We start from the raw sequence: 16,629 nt of genomic DNA on the forward strand, positions 1-16,629 counted from the left end.
ACTGCTCTGTGGCTGCGGGAAGCTGTCGTCCGGAGATCGCCCTGGATTATAAGCGGGCGCTCTCCACCGAGTCCATGCGCTCTCGCGCCGCCCGCACCAATGCCGCCATGGTGAAGGGTTTGGGGAGGAAGGCCGCTCCCGGTGCCAGCAGCCCTCGCCGCACGATCTCGCTGTCGGTGTACCCCGAAGTGAAGAGCACCGGGATCCCGGGCATCAGCTCGGCGACGGCGGCCGCCAGCTCCCGCCCGCTCATCCCGGGCATGACCACGTCGGTCAGCAGCAGGGCGATCCGATCCGGGCTCTGGCGCACCAGGTCCAGTGCCTGGCGCCCACTGGCCGCTTCCAGCACCCGGTACCCGGCCTCGACCAGTCCGCGAGCGGCGGTACGGCGCACCGTCTCTTCGTCTTCGACCATCAGGATCAGCTCGCCGCGGGCCGGCATCGCCACTCCGGCGCTCGGCCGGGGGAGTTGGTCCGGGGGCTCGCTGGTGGTCGGCAGGTAGATCTTGAACGTCGTGCCTCCGCCCGGCACGCTGTACGCCCAGATGTACCCCTCCGACTGCTTCACGATGCCGTACACCGTCGAGAGTCCCAGGCCGGTGCCCTGGCCCACCTCCTTGGTGGTGAAGAAAGGATCGAAGATGCGCGTCATGGTGGACTGGTCCATGCCGTGACCGGTGTCGCTCACCGCGAGCACGGCGTAGCTCCCGGGCCGGACCACGACTCCCTGGATGATCGGTGCGGCTCCCTGGCTCATCTCGGCGGCCAGCGTCTCGATGGTGAGCTCGCCTCCCCCCGGCATGGCGTCGCGGGCGTTGAGCGCCAGGTTGATCAGCACCTGCTCGAGCTGGCCGGGGTCGGCCTTCAGCGAGCCGAACCCATCGCCCAGCCGCACGGTGACCGGGCAATCCTCCCCCATCATCCGCTGGAGCACGGGCTGGAACCGCTGCAGCAGGGCATTCAGGTCCAGCACCTGAGGCTTGAGGACCTGCCGCCGGCTGAAGGCCAGGAGCTGGGCGGTCACCGCGGCCGTCCGCTCGGCGGCCCGGCGGACCGACTCGACATCGGTCCGGACCGCGGGTGCGAGATCCGGGCGTCGCAGGAGGAAGTCGGTGGCGCCGATGATCACGCTCATCTGGTTGTTGGCCTCGTGCGCCACGCCTCCGGCGAGCCGACCGATCGACTCCATGCGGTGCGCCTGGCGGAGCTGCTCATCGGTGGCCCGCCGCTGCGTGACGTCCATGCACACGCCGGTCAGGCCCAGCGGTCGTCCCCCTTCGCCCGGCACCACCCGCCCCTGATCGGCGATCCAGCGGACGCTGCCGTCCGGCAGAACGATGCGGAACTCGTAGTCCAGGCTCCCCCCGTCCTCCAGCGCGCCCCGGACCCGGTCCTTCACGAACTGCCGGTCATCGGGATGCACCCGGGCCAGGAAATCGTCGTATCCGCTCACCTCCTCGGCCGGGGTCAATCCATAGAGCTGCCGCAGCGTGTCATCCCAGGTCAGCCGGTTGTCGGCTGTCGACCAGGACCAGGTGCCCATGCGCGCGGCGTCCAGCGCCACCCGGAGCTGCTGCTCACGCTGCTCCAGCGTCCGGGTGGCCGTCTCCCGCTCGTGCGCCACCGCGGCGGCAAGGGTGAGCCCGGTGACCGCGACCGCCGCCAGGTAGCAGGCCGCGGCGAACAGGGTGCCCGGTGGCGTAGCGGCGATGAAGGGGCCGGTGCCCTGGGTGATGTGCCAGACGGCGACCAGCGAGACGGTGAGCGTCATGAGCGACGCGCCCCTGGCTCCGAAGCGAAGCGCCGCCCAGATCACGAAGGGGAAGAGCAGGTAGAGGTAGTTCACCTGATGGAGCATCGGCAAGCTGGGGTATCGCGTCAGTCCGAGCTCCGCCGCGCCCGCCGTGCCGAGACAGAGCAGGATGATCTCGAGTACGCCGCGGCCGGGGAGCGAGGAAGGACCGTTGATCACCCACGCGAAGAGGAACGGCGCCACCACCAGCGCCCCCAGCACGTCGCCGGTCCACCACACCGCCACCGTCGAGGCAGAGCCCGCCTCGGCCAGCACGCCAGACACCGTCAGGGTGGAGACGCCGATGAGGGCGCTCACGATGGCGCCGACCAGGGCCCCCGCCCCCAGCGCGCGGACGGTGGCCATCGACTCGAGCCGGGGCCTCCTGCCGGCCGACCGCCGGACCAGCGTGGCGGCCAGGAGCGCTTCCAGCGTGTTCCCGGCGGCGATGCCCGCGGCGGCGGCGAGCGGCACCGGTGTGGCAGCGTTGGCCAGGAAAGCGCCGATGGCGACGCCGGGCCAGTAGCGGGAGCCCAGCGCGACCAAGGCCGCGAGGGCCAGCCCGGTCGGTGGCCAGACCAGGGAGACGCTCTGTCCGATGGAGGCGTAGCGGAGACCGAGGCGGGCCGCGGCGAAGTACAGACCGGCCAGCGCCGCCACGGTCAGCAGATAGCGCGCCGGCCGGGGAAGCCGAGTCCACGCTCGGGCAAGGAGGCGCATCCGGTCCTTCGCTAGACCGACGCTGAGGAGAAGGGAAGAGGCCTGTTGAGATAGTAAGGAATCCCCGCATGGAAGCAAGCGCGGGGCACGACTAGCTTGGGTCCATGGAGCGGCCCCCGGAGCCTCCCACCTACCTGCTCTCCCGCTGGCTGTTCCTCCGGCTCCTCGGCGCCGTCTATCTGGTCGCGTTCGCCTCGCTCGCGGTCCAGATCACCGGCTTGGTCGGCGAGCACGGCGTCATGCCGGCCGGGCCGTTCTTGGCGTGGGCCCACTCGGTCTACGGGCGCGATGCCTACCGGCTCCTCCCGTCGGTCTTCTGGCTCAACCAGAGCAATCTGGCGCTCGAGGTAGTGAGCTGGAGCGGTGCCCTGCTGTCGCTCCTCCTGATTCTGGGGCTCGCACCTCTGGTGCTGTTGCTGGTCCTCTGGACGCTCTATCTCTCGCTCTCGGTGGTGGGCCAGGACTTCCTTTCCTTCCAGTGGGACGTCTTGCTGCTGGAGACCGGACTTTTGGCCCTCCTCTGGGCACCGGCCCAGTGGCGGCCCCGCCGGTGGGAGCGAGCTCCCTCGGAGGTGGCGCGCTGGCTGCTGGTGCTGCTGTTGTTCAAGCTGATGTTTCTCTCGGGCCTCACCAAGCTGCTGAGCGGGGACCCGACGTGGCGGCACGCCACCGCACTGGACTACCATTTCGAGACTCAGCCGCTGCCGCCCTGGACCGCGTGGTATGCCCACCATCTCCCGGGGGGCGTGCATCGGGCCGCGACCCTGGCGATGTTCTTCATCGAGCTGGTGGCGCCCTGGATGCTCCTGGCGCCGGCCCGGCTCAGACCGCTTCGCATCACCGGATGCGGGGCGCTGGCACTGCTCCAGCTCAGCATCGCGGGCACCGGCAACTACGGCTTCTTCAACGTCCTGGCACTGGTGCTCTGCGTACCGGTGCTGGATGATCAGCTGCTCCGACGTTTGCTCCCCATCCGGCTGAGCGCGGGTCGGGACGCCTCGGCAGCCCGTCGGGCGACGCTCTGGGTGGTCGGCCCGGTGTTCCTGGTGCTCAGTCTGCTGAGTCTCGTGCGCGAGATCGAGAACACCCTGCCGCACGCTCCCGGGCTGGGGCCCCTGGCCCGATGGCCGGACCGGGTCCTGGCGTGGGTGGCGCCGATCCGCTCCTTCAACGGCTATGGGCTCTTCCGGGTGATGACGACGGAGCGTCCGGAGATCGTCATCGAGGGGAGCCGGGATGGGGAGCACTGGACCGAATACGAGTTCCGCTACAAGCCGGGCGCGCTAAAACGCCGCCCCCGGTTTGTGGCGCCGTATCATCCTCGGCTCGACTGGCAGATGTGGTTCGCGGCGCTCGATCCGGAGGGAAATGTCGGATGGCTCGAATCGTTGGCGAATCGGCTCCGGGCGGGGACCCCGGAGGTGCTGAGCCTGCTGGGCCCGAATCCGTTTGCCGGGGCACCGCCGCGATACATCCGGTTGACAGAGTACCAGTATCGCTTCAGCACGGGGGAGGAGTGGCGACGGACTCATGCCTGGTGGGTGCGGCAGCTCGTGGGCTCGGTGCGACTCTGAGTTACGCGCCGAGTGCTACGCGCGGAGTGCTACGCGCCGAGCTCTTTCCGATGCTCCAGCATCTCCCGGACCGAGTCCAGCAGCATCTCGGAGGTGAACGGCTTGCGAAGCATGTGGAGGGCGCGGTCGCGGACGACCTGGGTGAGCCATTCCTGCGTGGTCTCCCCCGACATCAGCAGCACGCCGATGTGCGGCCAGCGCGTCCGCATCATGCTCTCCAGCTCCAGTCCGCTCACCGTAGGCATGCGGATGTCGGTGAGAACCAGCATGATCGACTCGTCGCCCTGGGCGAGCAGCTCGATGGCTTCGGAGCCGTCGCCCGCCTGGATAGTCCGGTAGCCCTGGTCCTCCAGCAGCCGACAGGCGAGCAGGCGCACCGGCGCCTCGTCGTCGACCACGAGGATTGCGGGTGGAAGGCGGACACTCAGTAAAGGGCTGTTCGTAGGGGCCTCGTCGGCTGCCCCTACTTTATGGTGTCGTGCAGCATCAGACAAGGGCGACCAGGAGGTGGCTCGTGCGCAGTCTCCGCGGCATCCGATCGCTGGTCCTGGCGGCCACGCTCGCCGTGGCGGCTCCTCCCCTCTGGGCCATGCAGGCCCCGGCCCCAGACTCCATCCCGACCGACGCGATCCCGCCCGCCGCGCGACTCCGGGCCGGCGTGCCGTTCGATCCGGCCGCGGCCACGGCCGCCTACCTGGCGACGGTCCCGCCGGCCGCCCGGGCCAAGTCCGACGCCTATTTCCAGGGCGGCTACTGGCTGCGGCTCTGGGATTTCCTGCTGAACGCGGCCATCTTGTTGCTGCTGCTCGGCTTGGGCTGGTCCAGGCGGCTCCGGGATTGGGCCGAGCGCCGGGTCGGCCCGCGCTGGGGGCGTACCCTCCTGTATTATGTCGCATTTACCCTGCTCACCACCGTTCTGATCTTTCCGTATACCGTCTACAGCGGATTCGTGCGGGAGCACGCGTACGGTCTCGCTACCCAGGGGTTCGGCGGATGGATGCGGGACCAGCTGGTGGGCCTGGCACTATCGCTCGTGCTGGGCGGGGTCGTGGTGATCGCACTCTACGCGGTGCTGCGCCGGTTCCCCCGCGCCTGGCCCGCGCTCGGGTCCGGCACTTTGATGGTGTTCGTGATCCTCGGTGTCCTGATCGCGCCGGTGTTCATCGCGCCACTGTTCAACCGCTACACCCTCCTGGCCGACGCCCGGATCCGCGACCCGATCCTTCGGCTGGCGCGGGCCAACGGAATCGCCGTCGACCGGGTGTACGTGGTGGACGCGTCCCGGCAGTCGACCCGGGTCAGCGCGAACGTCTCCGGCCTGTTGGGAACCCAGCGCATCACCCTCAACGACAACCTGCTCCGGCGGGCCTCGCTGCCCGAGATCGAGGCGGTGATGGGCCATGAGATGGGCCATTACGTGCTGTACCACCTCTATCAGGGGATCGTGTTCTTCACTCTTCTGATCGTGGTGGGCTTCGCTCTGCTGCGGTCCGGCTTCGCCTGGGCCACGGCTCGCTGGGGCGAGCGGTGGGGTGTCCGGTCACCCGACGACGTGGCCGGGCTGCCGCTCATGGTGCTGCTGTTCTCGACCTACCTGTTCCTGCTCACACCCGTCACCAACACCTTCAGCCGGACCAGCGAGACGGCGGCGGACATCTTCGGGCTGAACGCGGCCCGGCAGCCGGACGGCTTCGCGCTCGTCGCCCTCAAGCTGGCCGATTACCGGAAGCTTGATCCCGGGCCGCTGGAGGAGGTCGTCTTCTTCGACCATCCCAGCGGGCGGGCCCGGATCCGGATGGCCATGGAATGGAAGGCCGAATCAGCGGGAGCGAATGGGGTCGACAGACCGGGTACCGTCGTTCATGTTGCACCGACCGGACGTGAGGCTGCTCCCTGAGTCAGCGTCCGGAACGGCAGCCAGGAGACCATTCACATGCCAGCGCACTCCACCATGCTCTCGCCGCCACAGCTCATCGAAGCGGCGAAAGCGCCGTTGCTCGCCTACAACCAGAAGGATTGGAATGCGGTCCGGGCCAGCATCACCTCGAACTTCACCTACGACGAGGTCGGCACCGGGCGGAAGGTTCAGGGAGCCAATCAGACGATCACACTCTGGAGGGGATGGGCCGAGGCGCTCCCAGACTCCAAGGCCAGCATCGACAATGTCGTGGCGAGCGGGAACACGGTCGTACTCGAGCTGACCTGGCGGGGCACCCACACCGGCCCGCTGCCGACACCGAAGGGCTCGCTCGCGGGCACCGGCAAGCAGATCGAGCTCCGCGGTTGCGTCGTCGTCGAGCTCGCCGACGGGAAGGCCAGGCTGCAGCGGCACTACTTCGATATGGCGACGCTGTTGCAGCAGGTGGGGGAGGGTGGGGCAGGGTGAGGCAGGGTGGGGCAGGGTGGGGCAGGGTGGGGCAGGGTCGTGAGCAATTGCGCTCAGCTTTCCCCACCCTGCCTCACTCTGCCCCACCTTGTTCCACCTTGCCTCACCTTCTCATACTCCAGCTCCCGCCCCTCCCGCACCGCCTGCAGCATCAGCGCGCCGCGGCTCATGTCGCCTCGGCCGAGAAACTCGGCGGGGAAAAGCAGTCGATCGCCTAGCGCGTCGAGCAGCAGGTCTATGTACTTCCCGGTGGCCACGCTGCCGAGCAGCACCACTTGCAAGGCCGGCTCCGCCACCAGCCGGGCCAGGTCGCGCTCCACCGGGCCCCGGTACCGTGGCTCGTTCACCCGGATGTCCACCGCCCCGAATTGCTCCAGGTCGCGCGGCCCCACCGGGGTCTCCACCGGCACCAGGCCGCGATTGGTGGTGATCACCTGCGCACCAGCAATTCCTGCCGGCGCGCGGGCGAACTGCGTGGCATAGGCAAGCTTTCCCCGAAAGTAGAGACCGCTCATGAAGCTGAACGCCTCACCCAGCGTCACGCCCTCCGGGGTCCTCAGGCGTTCGGCCAGGGCGAACGTCGCCCGCTGGTTGAGCAGCAGCCCGGCGCGCTTGCCGTCGCAGCGGGCGGGGGAGAGCAGGAAGATGCGGGATGGGGAGATGGCGGAGGACTGGGCCATGCTGGCGGTAAGGGCGGTAAGGGCGGTAAGGGCGGTAATGACGGTAAGGACGGTAAGGACTGGGAAGCCAGGAAGGAAGCCAAGTCCTGAACCTACGAGCCTTCCCGCCCTTGCCGCCCTTACCGTCCCGCCCCTTCCCGCGGTTATTCTACGCACCATGCCCTCACCCCATCCCGACCCGCGCGCCGGTCTCGAGCGGATCCGCACCGTGCTCGTCACCGATCAGGACGAGCTCGCACGGCTCGTCGCCCGCCGGATCGCGGAGCTGATTCATCGCCAGGCGGGACGCGCCGTGCTGGGCCTCGCCACCGGATCGACGCCGGTCGGGGTCTATCGCGAGCTCATCCGGATGCACCGGGAGGAAGGGCTCAGCTTCGCCCGGGTGGTCACCTTCAATCTCGACGAGTACTACCCGATGGATCCGGGGAGCCTCCACTCCTACCACCGGTTCATGTGGGAGAACCTCTTCTCCCGGCTCGATATCGATCCCGCCAACGTGCACATCCCTCGGGGCGACCTGCCCCGCCACCAGATCGAGGCGCACTGCGGCGGCTACGAGGCGGCCATCCGCCAAGCCGGCGGGATCGATCTCCAGCTTCTCGGCGTGGGGCGCACCGGCCACATCGGCTTCAACGAGCCGGGCTCGGGACTGGAGAGCCACACCCGGCTCATCACCCTCGACCTGGTGACCCGGAAGGACGCGGCCGCGGACTTCTTCGGCGAGGAGAACGTGCCCCGCGAGGCGATCACCATGGGCGTCGCCACCATCCTGGAGGCGCGGGAGATCGTGATCCTCGCCACCGGGGAGCACAAGGCGGAGATCGTGCGGCGGACGGTGGAGGGAGAGGTGGACCACGAGGTCGCGGCGACGTTTCTCCAGCGGCATCCGGCCACCACCTTCTATCTGGACGGAGCCGCCGCCGCCAGCCTCACCCGCATCGCCACGCCCTGGCTGCTCGGCCCGGTGGAATGGACCCCCGCGCTGGTGGTGCGCGCGGTCTGCTGGCTATCCCACCAGACCGGCCGGGCGATTCTCAAGCTGACCCAGGGCGACTACGCCGAGCATCATCTGAGCGCCCTGGTGGCGCGGGCCGGGTCGCCCGGCGCGCTCAACGGCGAGGTCTTCAACGCGCTGGGCGCCAAGATCCGGGGGCGCTCCAAGCTCCCCCGCGGCGAGCGGATCATCTGCTTCTCCCCCCATCCCGACGACGACGTGATCTCCATGGGCGGAATCCTCGCCAAGCTGGCGCACAACGAGAACGCGATCACCGTCGCCTACATGACCAGCGGGAACCTGGCGGTGTTCGACCACGACGTGCGCCGGCACGCCGACTTCATTCGCCGCCTCGCCCGCGAGCGCCACCTCGACGAGCAGCGTGTGGCGGAGCAGGGCCGCCGGCTGGACGAGTTCCTCGCCCGAAAGGAGCCGGGCGACGTGGACATCCCCGAGGTGCAGGATCTCAAGCGGATCATCCGCGAGTCGGAGGCGGTGGCCGGGATCCGCACGCTGGGCCTCGACGAGCGCGCCGCGCGGTTTCTCGATCTGCCGTTCTACCAGACCGGCAAGGTGCGGAAGGATCCGATCGGCCCGGCGGACGTGGCGGTGGTGCGGGCGCTGCTGGAGGAGGTCGGGCCCGCCCTGGTCTTCGTGGCGGGCGATCTGTCCGATCCGCACGGCACCCATCGGATGTGCAAGGAGGCGATCGACCGCGCGCTGGCGGACTACGTGGCCGCGGGCCGTGCTCGCCCGGAGGTGTGGCTCTATCGCGGCGCGTGGCAGGAGTGGCCGGTGACCGAGGCCACTTGGCTGGTGCCGCTGGCGCAGGAAGAGCTCCGGCTCAAGATCCAGGCGATCTTCAAGCACCAGTCGCAGAAGGATAGCGCGCCGTTCCCCGGTCCCGATGAGCGGGAGTTCTGGCAGCGGGTCGAGGCGCGGAACAAGGGCACGGCTGCGGAGCTCGATCGGCTGGGGCTGGCGGAGTACTTCGCGATGGAAGCGTACGTGGTGGAAGCGACGGGGGTGTCGAGCGGTGCCTAGCGCCCTCGCAGGGACCACCGTCGCCGCCTAGATTAGCCCCATGCTTACACCCATCGCACGGGCCCTTCGTGCCTCCGTGCTCCTCGCGTGGCTTGCCGCGCCCGCATCGGCCCAACGGCCCCAGACCGATACCGCCGGCCCTCCTCTGGTCCTTGCGCCCGATGCCGTCTGGGACGGAGTGGCGGATGCGCCTCACCCTGGCTGGCTGGTCGTGGTGCGAGGCCAGCGGATCGAGGCCGTCGGACCGGCCGACCGGACGGCCGCACCGGCCGGCGCCGAGCGGGTGGCGCTCCCAGGCACGACGCTGATCCCGGGACTCATTGAGGGCCACTCGCATCTCTTCCTCCATCCCTACAACGAGACGCTCTGGGACGATCAGGTGCTGAAGGAGCCGATCGGGTTCCGAATGGCGGAAGCCGTCGCGCACGCGGCCGCCACCCTCCGCGCCGGCGTGACCACCACGCGCGACCTCGGCACCGAAGGAGCCTTCGACTACGACGTGCAGCTCAAGCACGCGATTGACCGCGGCGTGGTGCCGGGGCCCCGCATCATCGCCGTCACCCGCGCCATCGTCGCCACCGGGAGCTATGGACCGCGCCGCAGCGACTATTCCTTCGAGCCGCTCCAGGGCGCCGAGGAGGCCACCGGCGCCGAGGGCATCGCCCGGGTGGTGCGGAGCCAGGTGAGCCACGGCGCCGACTGGATCAAGGTCTACGCGGACTACCGCTGGGGACCGCACGGCGAGGCGCTGCCGACGTTCACCGAGGAGGAGCTGCTCGTCCTGGTGCAGACCGCGCGGGGCGCCGGCCGTCCCACCGCGGCACACGCCACCACGGCCGAGGGGATGCGCCGGGCAGTCCTCGCGGGGGTCGAGACGGTAGAGCACGGGGACGAGGGGACGCCCGAGGTGTTCCGGCTGATGCGGCAACGCGGCGTGGCGCTCTGTCCCACCCTCGCCGCCTCCGAAGCGTACGCCGAATACTTCGATGGCTGGGTCAAGGGGAAGGCGGAGCCGCCGCCGGCCGTCAAGGCCAAGCGGGCCAGCTTTCGTGCAGCCCTCGCCGCAGGGGTGCCCATCTGCTTCGGTGGCGACGTGGGCGTATTCCCCCATGGGGAGAACGTGCGCGAGCTCGAGTTGATGGTCGCCGACGGGATGAGCCCGCTCGCCGCGCTCCGGTCCGCCACCAGCGGCAACGCGCGGATCTTCCACCTGGACGACCGGCTGGGAAAGGTGGCCCCCGGATTCCTGGCCGACCTGGTGGCGGTCCAGGGCGATCCGACGCGGGACATCGCCGCGCTCCGGCGGGTGCGCCTGGTGGTCAAGGACGGAGCCCGGGTACAGTAACCGCTGGCTGCGGGCAGGCTCACACGAAGGCCCGGCACTCGGATGGAGTGACGGGCCGATTGTCTTCGCGCTAAGGTCGTACCGGGGCGATCGTACCGTCGCTCAGCGGGGCCGCCCACCCCGGGTGAGGCGGTCCACTTCGGATTCGCTCATCTTGTCCGCATCGAGGTCATGCTGGCCGGTGACCCGGTGCCAGGCATCCTTCACCGCATCCTTCACGTTCTCCCACGTGCTGCCACCGGCGGGCTTGCCGGTGAACTTGTCCCAGCCGGTCCGGAGGTCGGGCTCGACCTCGTTCCAGGTGCGCCCCATGTGATGTGCGCCCGACTCGTACCCATACCGGTAAGCCGGCTGAAACTCTTCATACTTACGACCGGCTGCGTAGGGTCGAGAGGTGAAGTTGTTCCGCCACCATCTATCCTCTTCGTTCCAGCTATCGATATTGGCCATCGTTTCCTCCATGACTGAAGATTTCGGTCCAGCGAGGCCTATGTTACGGCGCCGGTGCTGTGGCCGACGTGAGCGACCTCACTGCGATCCCGGAGCTAGGGCGCTGCCGCCACCAATGGCGCCACCAGCGTGAACACCACGGTCGTCCCACGATGGACCACCACGTCGCGGCTCGCGGTCTGCGCCGCTACCACGGCCCCGCCTGCCGCTCCAACCACGCCACCGATGACCGCGCCCCGGGTCTTTCCGGTGATGACCCGCCCCGCCACCGCTCCAGCTGCGGCGCCGACTCCCACCTTCTCCGCCTCGCCGGCGGTGATTCCGCGCCCCCTAAGCTCATGAGGGACCACCTGTAGGGTGGCGCTCACCGGCTGGGGTTGGCCATTGATGGTGACCGTATCGACCCGGAGTGAGAGCTTGCCATCGTCGGCTGATCTCGACTTGGCAGGCTCCAGCCGCGTGACCGTGAGCCGGACCTTCGATCCTGGTGGCACCAGGACCGCGCCCGTGGGGTCCATGACCCCTCCTGCCACCTCCGCATGCAGGGGATGGCCCACGGAATGGAGACGCGAATCGATAGAGTCCTGCAGAACGGCACGGATTTCGGTGCCCGCTGGGAGCGTACGCGCATTCTGGTCGTGTGGAACTGCGGCCTGGCTTGGTGCGCCGGGAGGGAGCACCGGCGTAATGGTGTCGCGTCGCGCGGAGTCAAGTCCGGGTAGGGCTGAGGGACTCGTGTCGCGAGCTGGGGGGGAGGCCCTGGCGGTGCCTGTCATCGGTGAAGCGCTGTCCGACAGTGGGCGCTCCGCGGTATCGGCGCGGTCGGCTGGCTGCGGAGCCGGATCCCCCAGCGTATCACGGCCGGGAGCATAGCCGGCGGGGGACCGTGTGGTGTCGCTGGCGGCGGAAACGACCGGGGTCGACCGCGGCGGGCTAGCGGTCCTGGCTACCGGCCGATGGTGTGGCTTCGGCTGACGAGTCGAGGCCACCGGATGGCTTGCCGTCGGGCTCGGTGCTCGCACGTCGGGTCGGGATGCTGCCGTATCCCGCGATGCTGCGGTGTCCAGGGTTACCGCCGTGTCCAGCCGCGTCAGTGCGCCCTCGCTCGCCGTGTCCGAAGTCGCGGCGGACCGGCGCTCCGGACCACCCGAACAGCCCACCACAGTGATCAGCGCCAGCCACGAGATCACCAGTTTCTGCATGTGGCCTCCAGGAGTTGGGCGACAAGACTCACTATCCTCCCGGACCGAGCATTTCCGTGTGGTAGCTCACGGCTTTGCGGGTGGTGGTTCCTGGGACGCCAGGGCACGCACCAGGGCACTCATATAGTCCAGGCCGGCGTAGAACGCCTCGACCCGGATCCGCTCGTCTCTCCCGTGGGCACGGATGTCGTCCACGTCGAGCGGTACGCCGGACACGCCGTACACCGGGATGCCGGCATTCCTGAGATAAAGACCGTCGGTGGCGCCCGTCTCCATGCTCGGCACGACCGCGGCGCCAGGCCAGATGCTGGCGGTCAGGCGCTCGATCGGCTGCAGCACCTCCGGCGTGAGCGGGGAGGGCGGGGAAGGCACAGGCTCCTGCGCCACCGTGAGGGTCACCGCCGTGTCTGCCAGGACACCGCGCAACGCGGCCAGCACATCCTCCTTCCGCTCATCGGGAAGCATGCGGCAGTTGACCACCGCACTCGCCGTCTGGGGCAGGGCGTTGTTGGCGTGCCCTCCTTCCAGTCGGGTGGCGACGCACGTGGTGCGGAGCTGGGCATTGAAGAAGGGAGAGGCCTGGGACTGCCGCCGCATCGCGGCGGTATCGCCGGCCGCCACCAGGCCCATGTCCTTGGTGACTTCCGGCGAGTCGGCGGCGGCAGCGGCCCGCTCGAAGTACGCTCGGGTCACCTGGTTGAGCCGGGCCGGGAACTGGAATGCGGCCAGATGGGTGAGCGCCGCGGCCAGCCGGTAGATCGCATTGTCGGCCACCGGAAGCGAGCTGTGTCCCCCGGGGTTATGGACCTCGAGCCGGAGATCCATGTACACCTTTTCGCTGGCCTGCACGTCGCGGGCGTACGGCTTCCCCGCATGGGAGAGGGGATCGCCACCATCCCCGTTGATGCAGTACACCACATCGATCAGGTCGCGCCGGTGGGCCAGCAGCCATTGCACGCCGTTGTCGTCTCCGCCTTCCTCGCCGGCGGTCAGGGCTAGAATGATGTCGCGGTCCGGAGCGAAGCCTTCCCGCTTCATCCGGAGCAGCGTCTCCACGAAGATGGCGCCCATGTCCTTGATGTCGCTGGTACCCCGGCCGTAGAAGAAGCCGTCCTTCTCGGTCAGGGTGAACGGATCCACCGTCCAGTCCGCCCGCCGGGCCTCCACCACATCCAGATGGGCCAGCAGCAGGATGGGCTTCCGGACGCGGGTTCCCCGGAGCCGGGCCACCACATTCATTCGTGCCGGGTTGGGCCCCACCACCTGAACGTCGCGTGCCGGGAATCCAGCACCCCGGAGCCAGCGTGCCACCGCCTGTGCGGCCGGGGTCGTGGCACCATGCTCGTCGGTGCTGTTGATGCCGATCAACTCGGCGAAGATGGCCCGAGCCTCGATCTGGTCGGGACGGCGGGACTGCGCGTTCAGAACCCGGGGTGCCCCCAGGAGCACGAGCGTGCAGGCGAGCGCGCGGGCGAAGCGGGTCAAGGAATCCATCCTCGGCGAAGTGAAGGGTGCGTCGCGGAATCTAGCGCGGCCACCGCGCCCCGCGACATGCGAGAAGACGGGCAGCTCGCAATCGGAAGCGTGCGCCATGCGGGCGGGCCCGAAACAGCGATGCCCTGCACCACTCGGCCATCCGTCGTGCCGGTAATGGTTTGCATAGCGCTGACGATTGCGGTGTCGGGTGCACTGCCCAGGCAAATCCCTCGGGCATATCCGTTGCACTCAGGTCGCCGGTCCGCCCCCGTCAAATCACTACGCCACCCGCTAAAAATTCCGGAGTCTACATGGTCACCTTCCTCAAGGGTCGCCGCCGCACGGATGACTCGGTCGTCGCCGTCGACGAAAGCGGAACGAACATCTCCGCCAAGCTCGAGGCGCTGGTCGCGCGTGCCGAGGCCGCCGCCGAGCAGCTCCGTTCGCTCGCCCCCATCATGGAGCGATCCGCCGAGCTGGACACCTTGAGAGAGCGCTGTGTCGCTGTCGAGCGCCAGGTCGAAGGAATCGAGCGGCTCGGGGCTCAGCTCGCGGCCGCCGAGGAGCGGGCCGAGCGGGTGGCCAAGACCCAGGAGCGGACCGAGACCCAGATGGCCCACGCCGGCGAGGACGTGGAGCGGATCCAGAGTCACATGGGGGAGTTGGGCCACAAGGTCGACATGGCTCTCGTGCTGCGGGAGGAGGTCGACAAGTTCCTGAGCCTCCAGGGCCCGATCGCCGGCCTCCGGAGCGACGCGGACAGCCTCCGGGCCCAGGTAGTGGAGATGGCCGAAGGGGTCGGCCGGATCCGGGCACAGCACGATGACGCGCTCACCGCCCACCGCCACACCACCTCGCGGCTCGAGGCGATCGACCAGGAGCACCAGGCCTCCACCAGCCGGCTGGAAGAGGCGTCGCGCCGGCTGCAGGCGATCGAGCGCACCCTCGATCCGCTGACCCAGGCCACCGAGTCGATTCCCGCCATTCAGCACCAGCTCGCCGTGCTCAAGTCGCTGGCCGACCATGTGGGACAGAAGACCACGGCCCTGGAGCAGCAGCGGGAGGCGGTGGACCGTGCGGCCAACCAGATCTCCAAGCTCACCGTGCTCGACCGTGAGCTCGACACCTGGCTGCGTCGTCAGGAGGAGCAGGTCCGGCGGTTCGCGGGCGTTGAGGCCAAGATCGCCGAGGTCCAGGCGCTGCACGGCAAAGTGATGTCCCGCACCGACGAGCTGCAGAGCGCGCAGCAGCAGGCCGAGGAGGCCCAGCAGGGCGCCCGCCAGGCGCTGGCCGATCTGCGCGAGCAGATGCGCAAGAGCAGCGAAGGCTTCGAGCTGGAGAATCGGGGCCTGCACGCGGTGAGCGAGCGCGTGGCCGACCTGCGCAGCGCGGTGAAGGAGTGTGAGACCCGCTTCGGGGTGCTCGATGCCGCCAGCCAGGGCACTGCGGCCGTGACGGCCCAGGTCCGGAGCGTCACCGAGCTGACCACCGAGCTGTCCCGGGAGCTGGCGCGGATGTCGGAGGAGGCTGGACGGCTGGGCATCCTGCGAGAGCATGCTGAGCGGCTCGAGGCCGTGGCCGCCGAGACCACCGGCCGGATGCAGCGTCTGCAGGAGATGAAGCCCGAGCTGGACGACGCCGTGCAGAAGCTCGTCGCGCTCAAGGGAACCCACGAGATGATGTCCGATGGGCTGGAGCAGATGCGGATGGCCCTGGGCGAGATGGGCCGGCTGCGCGAGGGGCACGCAGAGATGCAGGTATGGCTGGGCAACACCGAGACCTGGACCCGCAAGGTCCAGGCGCAAGTGAAGGAGCTGAGCGGGATGGAGCCGGCGGTCGAGCGGATGCGCGGCGACGTGGAGCAGGTCAAGGCTGCGATGAGCGAGATCGAGTCGCGTGGCACCAAGGTGGACGAGATGCACCGCCGCCTGGGCGATCTCGGCGCCTTGAGCGCGGAGCTCAAGGAGCGGACCGAGAGTTTGCGCGAGCGGATGGACGGCGCGGAAGGACGGTTCAGCCAGCTCGCCGGGCAGTCGATGGAGGCGGAACGGGTGTCCCAGACGATCGCCGGTGTGGTCGAGTCGGTGGGCGGGGCCGAGCAGCGCATCGGCGCGGTGGACGAGTCGGTCCGCGCCCTGGAAGGCCGGACCAAACAGCTCGACGAGCTGGAGGAGCGCATCCGGATTCTAGGCCAGGAGCTGGAGCAGCGGCAGGGCGCGCTGGACAAGGCCACCGAGCACCTGACCCGCGCCTCCGCGCTGCGGCAGGAGTCGGCCGAGACCGCGCAGCGACTGGAGGAGGTCTCCCGCAAGATCGGGAAGCAGCTGGCCACCGCGCAGGACCGGGCCGGCGGGTTGGAGCGCGTCTCCGGCGAGCTGGAGGCGCGGGCCACCGCGCTCAAGACGATCGAGAAGCAGCTCACCGAATTCGAGGCGCTGCTCGCCACCTGGGACTCGGCGCAGACCGAGGCGGCGCGGTCGCTGGACCAGACCCTCGCGCGGCAGGGCGCCGTCGAGGCCCTCGGTGCCGAAGTGAAGCACGTCTTCGAGCTGGCCGAGCGGGCGGTGGAGAACGTGCAGACCATCGGCGCGGCGCGGCGGGAGATCGAGGAGACCCATACGCTGCTGCAGGAGACCCACGCACAGCTTCGCGCCGCGGAAGACGCGCTGCACGACTTCGAGGCGCGGAAGCGCCAGCTCGAGCGCACCGAGCAGCGGCTGGCCCGGGCGGAGGCGCTGGCGATGGAGGTCCGCTCCTCGGTCGAGTCGCTCCAGGCCCAGCGTGCGGTGGTGGAGCACGTGATCGAGCGGTCCGGCGCCCTCACCTTCCAGATGAAGCAGGCCGAGGCGCTGGTCGAGACGCTCCGGCGGGAGCGGACCCTCGCCTGCGATGTGAGCGCGGCCGTGGCGGCGGCCCGGGACGAAGAGGAGGAAACCGGCCGCTAGGACCCGATGTCCAACGCCGCG

General features: G+C 69.3%; 12 protein-coding genes. 6 read left to right on the plus strand and 6 right to left on the minus strand.

Features of this window, described 5'->3' with window-relative positions; all coding sequences use genetic code 11:
• Positions 1-46: 46 nt before the first annotated feature.
• Complete coding sequence (locus VHR41_12865; protein ID HEX3235085.1) at positions 47-2,512, minus strand: MASE1 domain-containing protein; 2,466 nt, start codon at positions 2,510-2,512, stop codon at positions 47-49.
• Positions 2,513-2,616: 104 nt separating this feature from the next.
• Between VHR41_12865 and VHR41_12870 the strand changes: the two genes are divergently transcribed.
• Entirely contained in the window at positions 2,617-4,086 is a 1,470-nt protein-coding gene (locus VHR41_12870) for a lipase maturation factor family protein (protein HEX3235086.1), read from the plus strand.
• Positions 4,087-4,115: 29 nt separating this feature from the next.
• Here the strand turns inward: VHR41_12870 and VHR41_12875 are convergent, their stop codons facing one another.
• The gene (locus tag VHR41_12875) at positions 4,116-4,484 is read right to left on the minus strand and encodes a response regulator (GenBank protein ID HEX3235087.1); all 369 of its coding nucleotides are present in this window, start codon (positions 4,482-4,484) and stop codon (positions 4,116-4,118) included.
• 116 nt (positions 4,485-4,600) lie between these two features.
• Between VHR41_12875 and VHR41_12880 the strand changes: the two genes are divergently transcribed.
• Both VHR41_12880 and VHR41_12885 read left to right on the plus strand, forming a co-directional pair.
• Positions 4,601-5,983, plus strand: coding sequence for a M48 family metallopeptidase (locus VHR41_12880; protein ID HEX3235088.1), 1,383 nt, complete (start codon positions 4,601-4,603; stop codon positions 5,981-5,983).
• 36 nt (positions 5,984-6,019) lie between these two features.
• Positions 6,020-6,472, plus strand: a complete 453-nt coding sequence (locus tag VHR41_12885; protein ID HEX3235089.1) for an ester cyclase — start codon at positions 6,020-6,022, stop codon at positions 6,470-6,472.
• A gap of 53 nt (positions 6,473-6,525) precedes the next feature.
• Here the strand turns inward: VHR41_12885 and VHR41_12890 are convergent, their stop codons facing one another.
• Positions 6,526-7,152: a hypothetical protein gene (locus tag VHR41_12890; GenBank protein ID HEX3235090.1), complete on the minus strand. Its 627-nt coding sequence runs from the start codon at positions 7,150-7,152 to the stop codon at positions 6,526-6,528.
• A gap of 157 nt (positions 7,153-7,309) precedes the next feature.
• Here VHR41_12890 and nagB point away from each other — a divergent pair, with 157 nt between their 5' ends.
• Positions 7,310-9,190 carry a glucosamine-6-phosphate deaminase gene (gene nagB, locus VHR41_12895; GenBank protein ID HEX3235091.1) on the plus strand — a complete coding sequence of 627 codons (1,881 nt, stop codon included), beginning with the start codon at positions 7,310-7,312 and terminating at the stop codon, positions 9,188-9,190.
• 40 nt (positions 9,191-9,230) lie between these two features.
• Positions 9,231-10,535 (plus strand): amidohydrolase family protein, encoded by a 1,305-nt coding sequence (locus tag VHR41_12900; GenBank protein ID HEX3235092.1) that lies wholly within the window; start codon positions 9,231-9,233, stop codon positions 10,533-10,535.
• A gap of 102 nt (positions 10,536-10,637) precedes the next feature.
• On the opposite strand, the gene VHR41_12905 is transcribed toward VHR41_12900, so the two are convergent.
• From VHR41_12905 to VHR41_12915, 3 genes are all read right to left on the minus strand, one after another.
• Positions 10,638-10,985 carry a hypothetical protein gene (locus VHR41_12905; protein ID HEX3235093.1) on the minus strand — a complete coding sequence of 116 codons (348 nt, stop codon included), beginning with the start codon at positions 10,983-10,985 and terminating at the stop codon, positions 10,638-10,640.
• A gap of 95 nt (positions 10,986-11,080) precedes the next feature.
• Positions 11,081-11,503, minus strand: coding sequence for a glycine zipper domain-containing protein (locus VHR41_12910; GenBank protein HEX3235094.1), 423 nt, complete (start codon positions 11,501-11,503; stop codon positions 11,081-11,083).
• Positions 11,504-12,253: 750 nt separating this feature from the next.
• On the minus strand, positions 12,254-13,672 hold the full coding sequence (locus VHR41_12915) for a M20/M25/M40 family metallo-hydrolase (protein ID HEX3235095.1): 1,419 nt from the start codon (positions 13,670-13,672) through the stop codon (positions 12,254-12,256).
• A gap of 302 nt (positions 13,673-13,974) precedes the next feature.
• Between VHR41_12915 and VHR41_12920 the strand changes: the two genes are divergently transcribed.
• A complete protein-coding gene (locus VHR41_12920) occupies positions 13,975-16,608 on the plus strand; it encodes a hypothetical protein (protein HEX3235096.1) in 2,634 nt (877 codons plus the stop codon).
• Positions 16,609-16,629: the final 21 nt, after the last annotated feature.

It is taken from the genome of Gemmatimonadales bacterium (assembly GCA_036265815.1).
Taxonomy (GTDB): Bacteria; Gemmatimonadota; Gemmatimonadetes; order Gemmatimonadales; family GWC2-71-9; genus CAVVWJ01.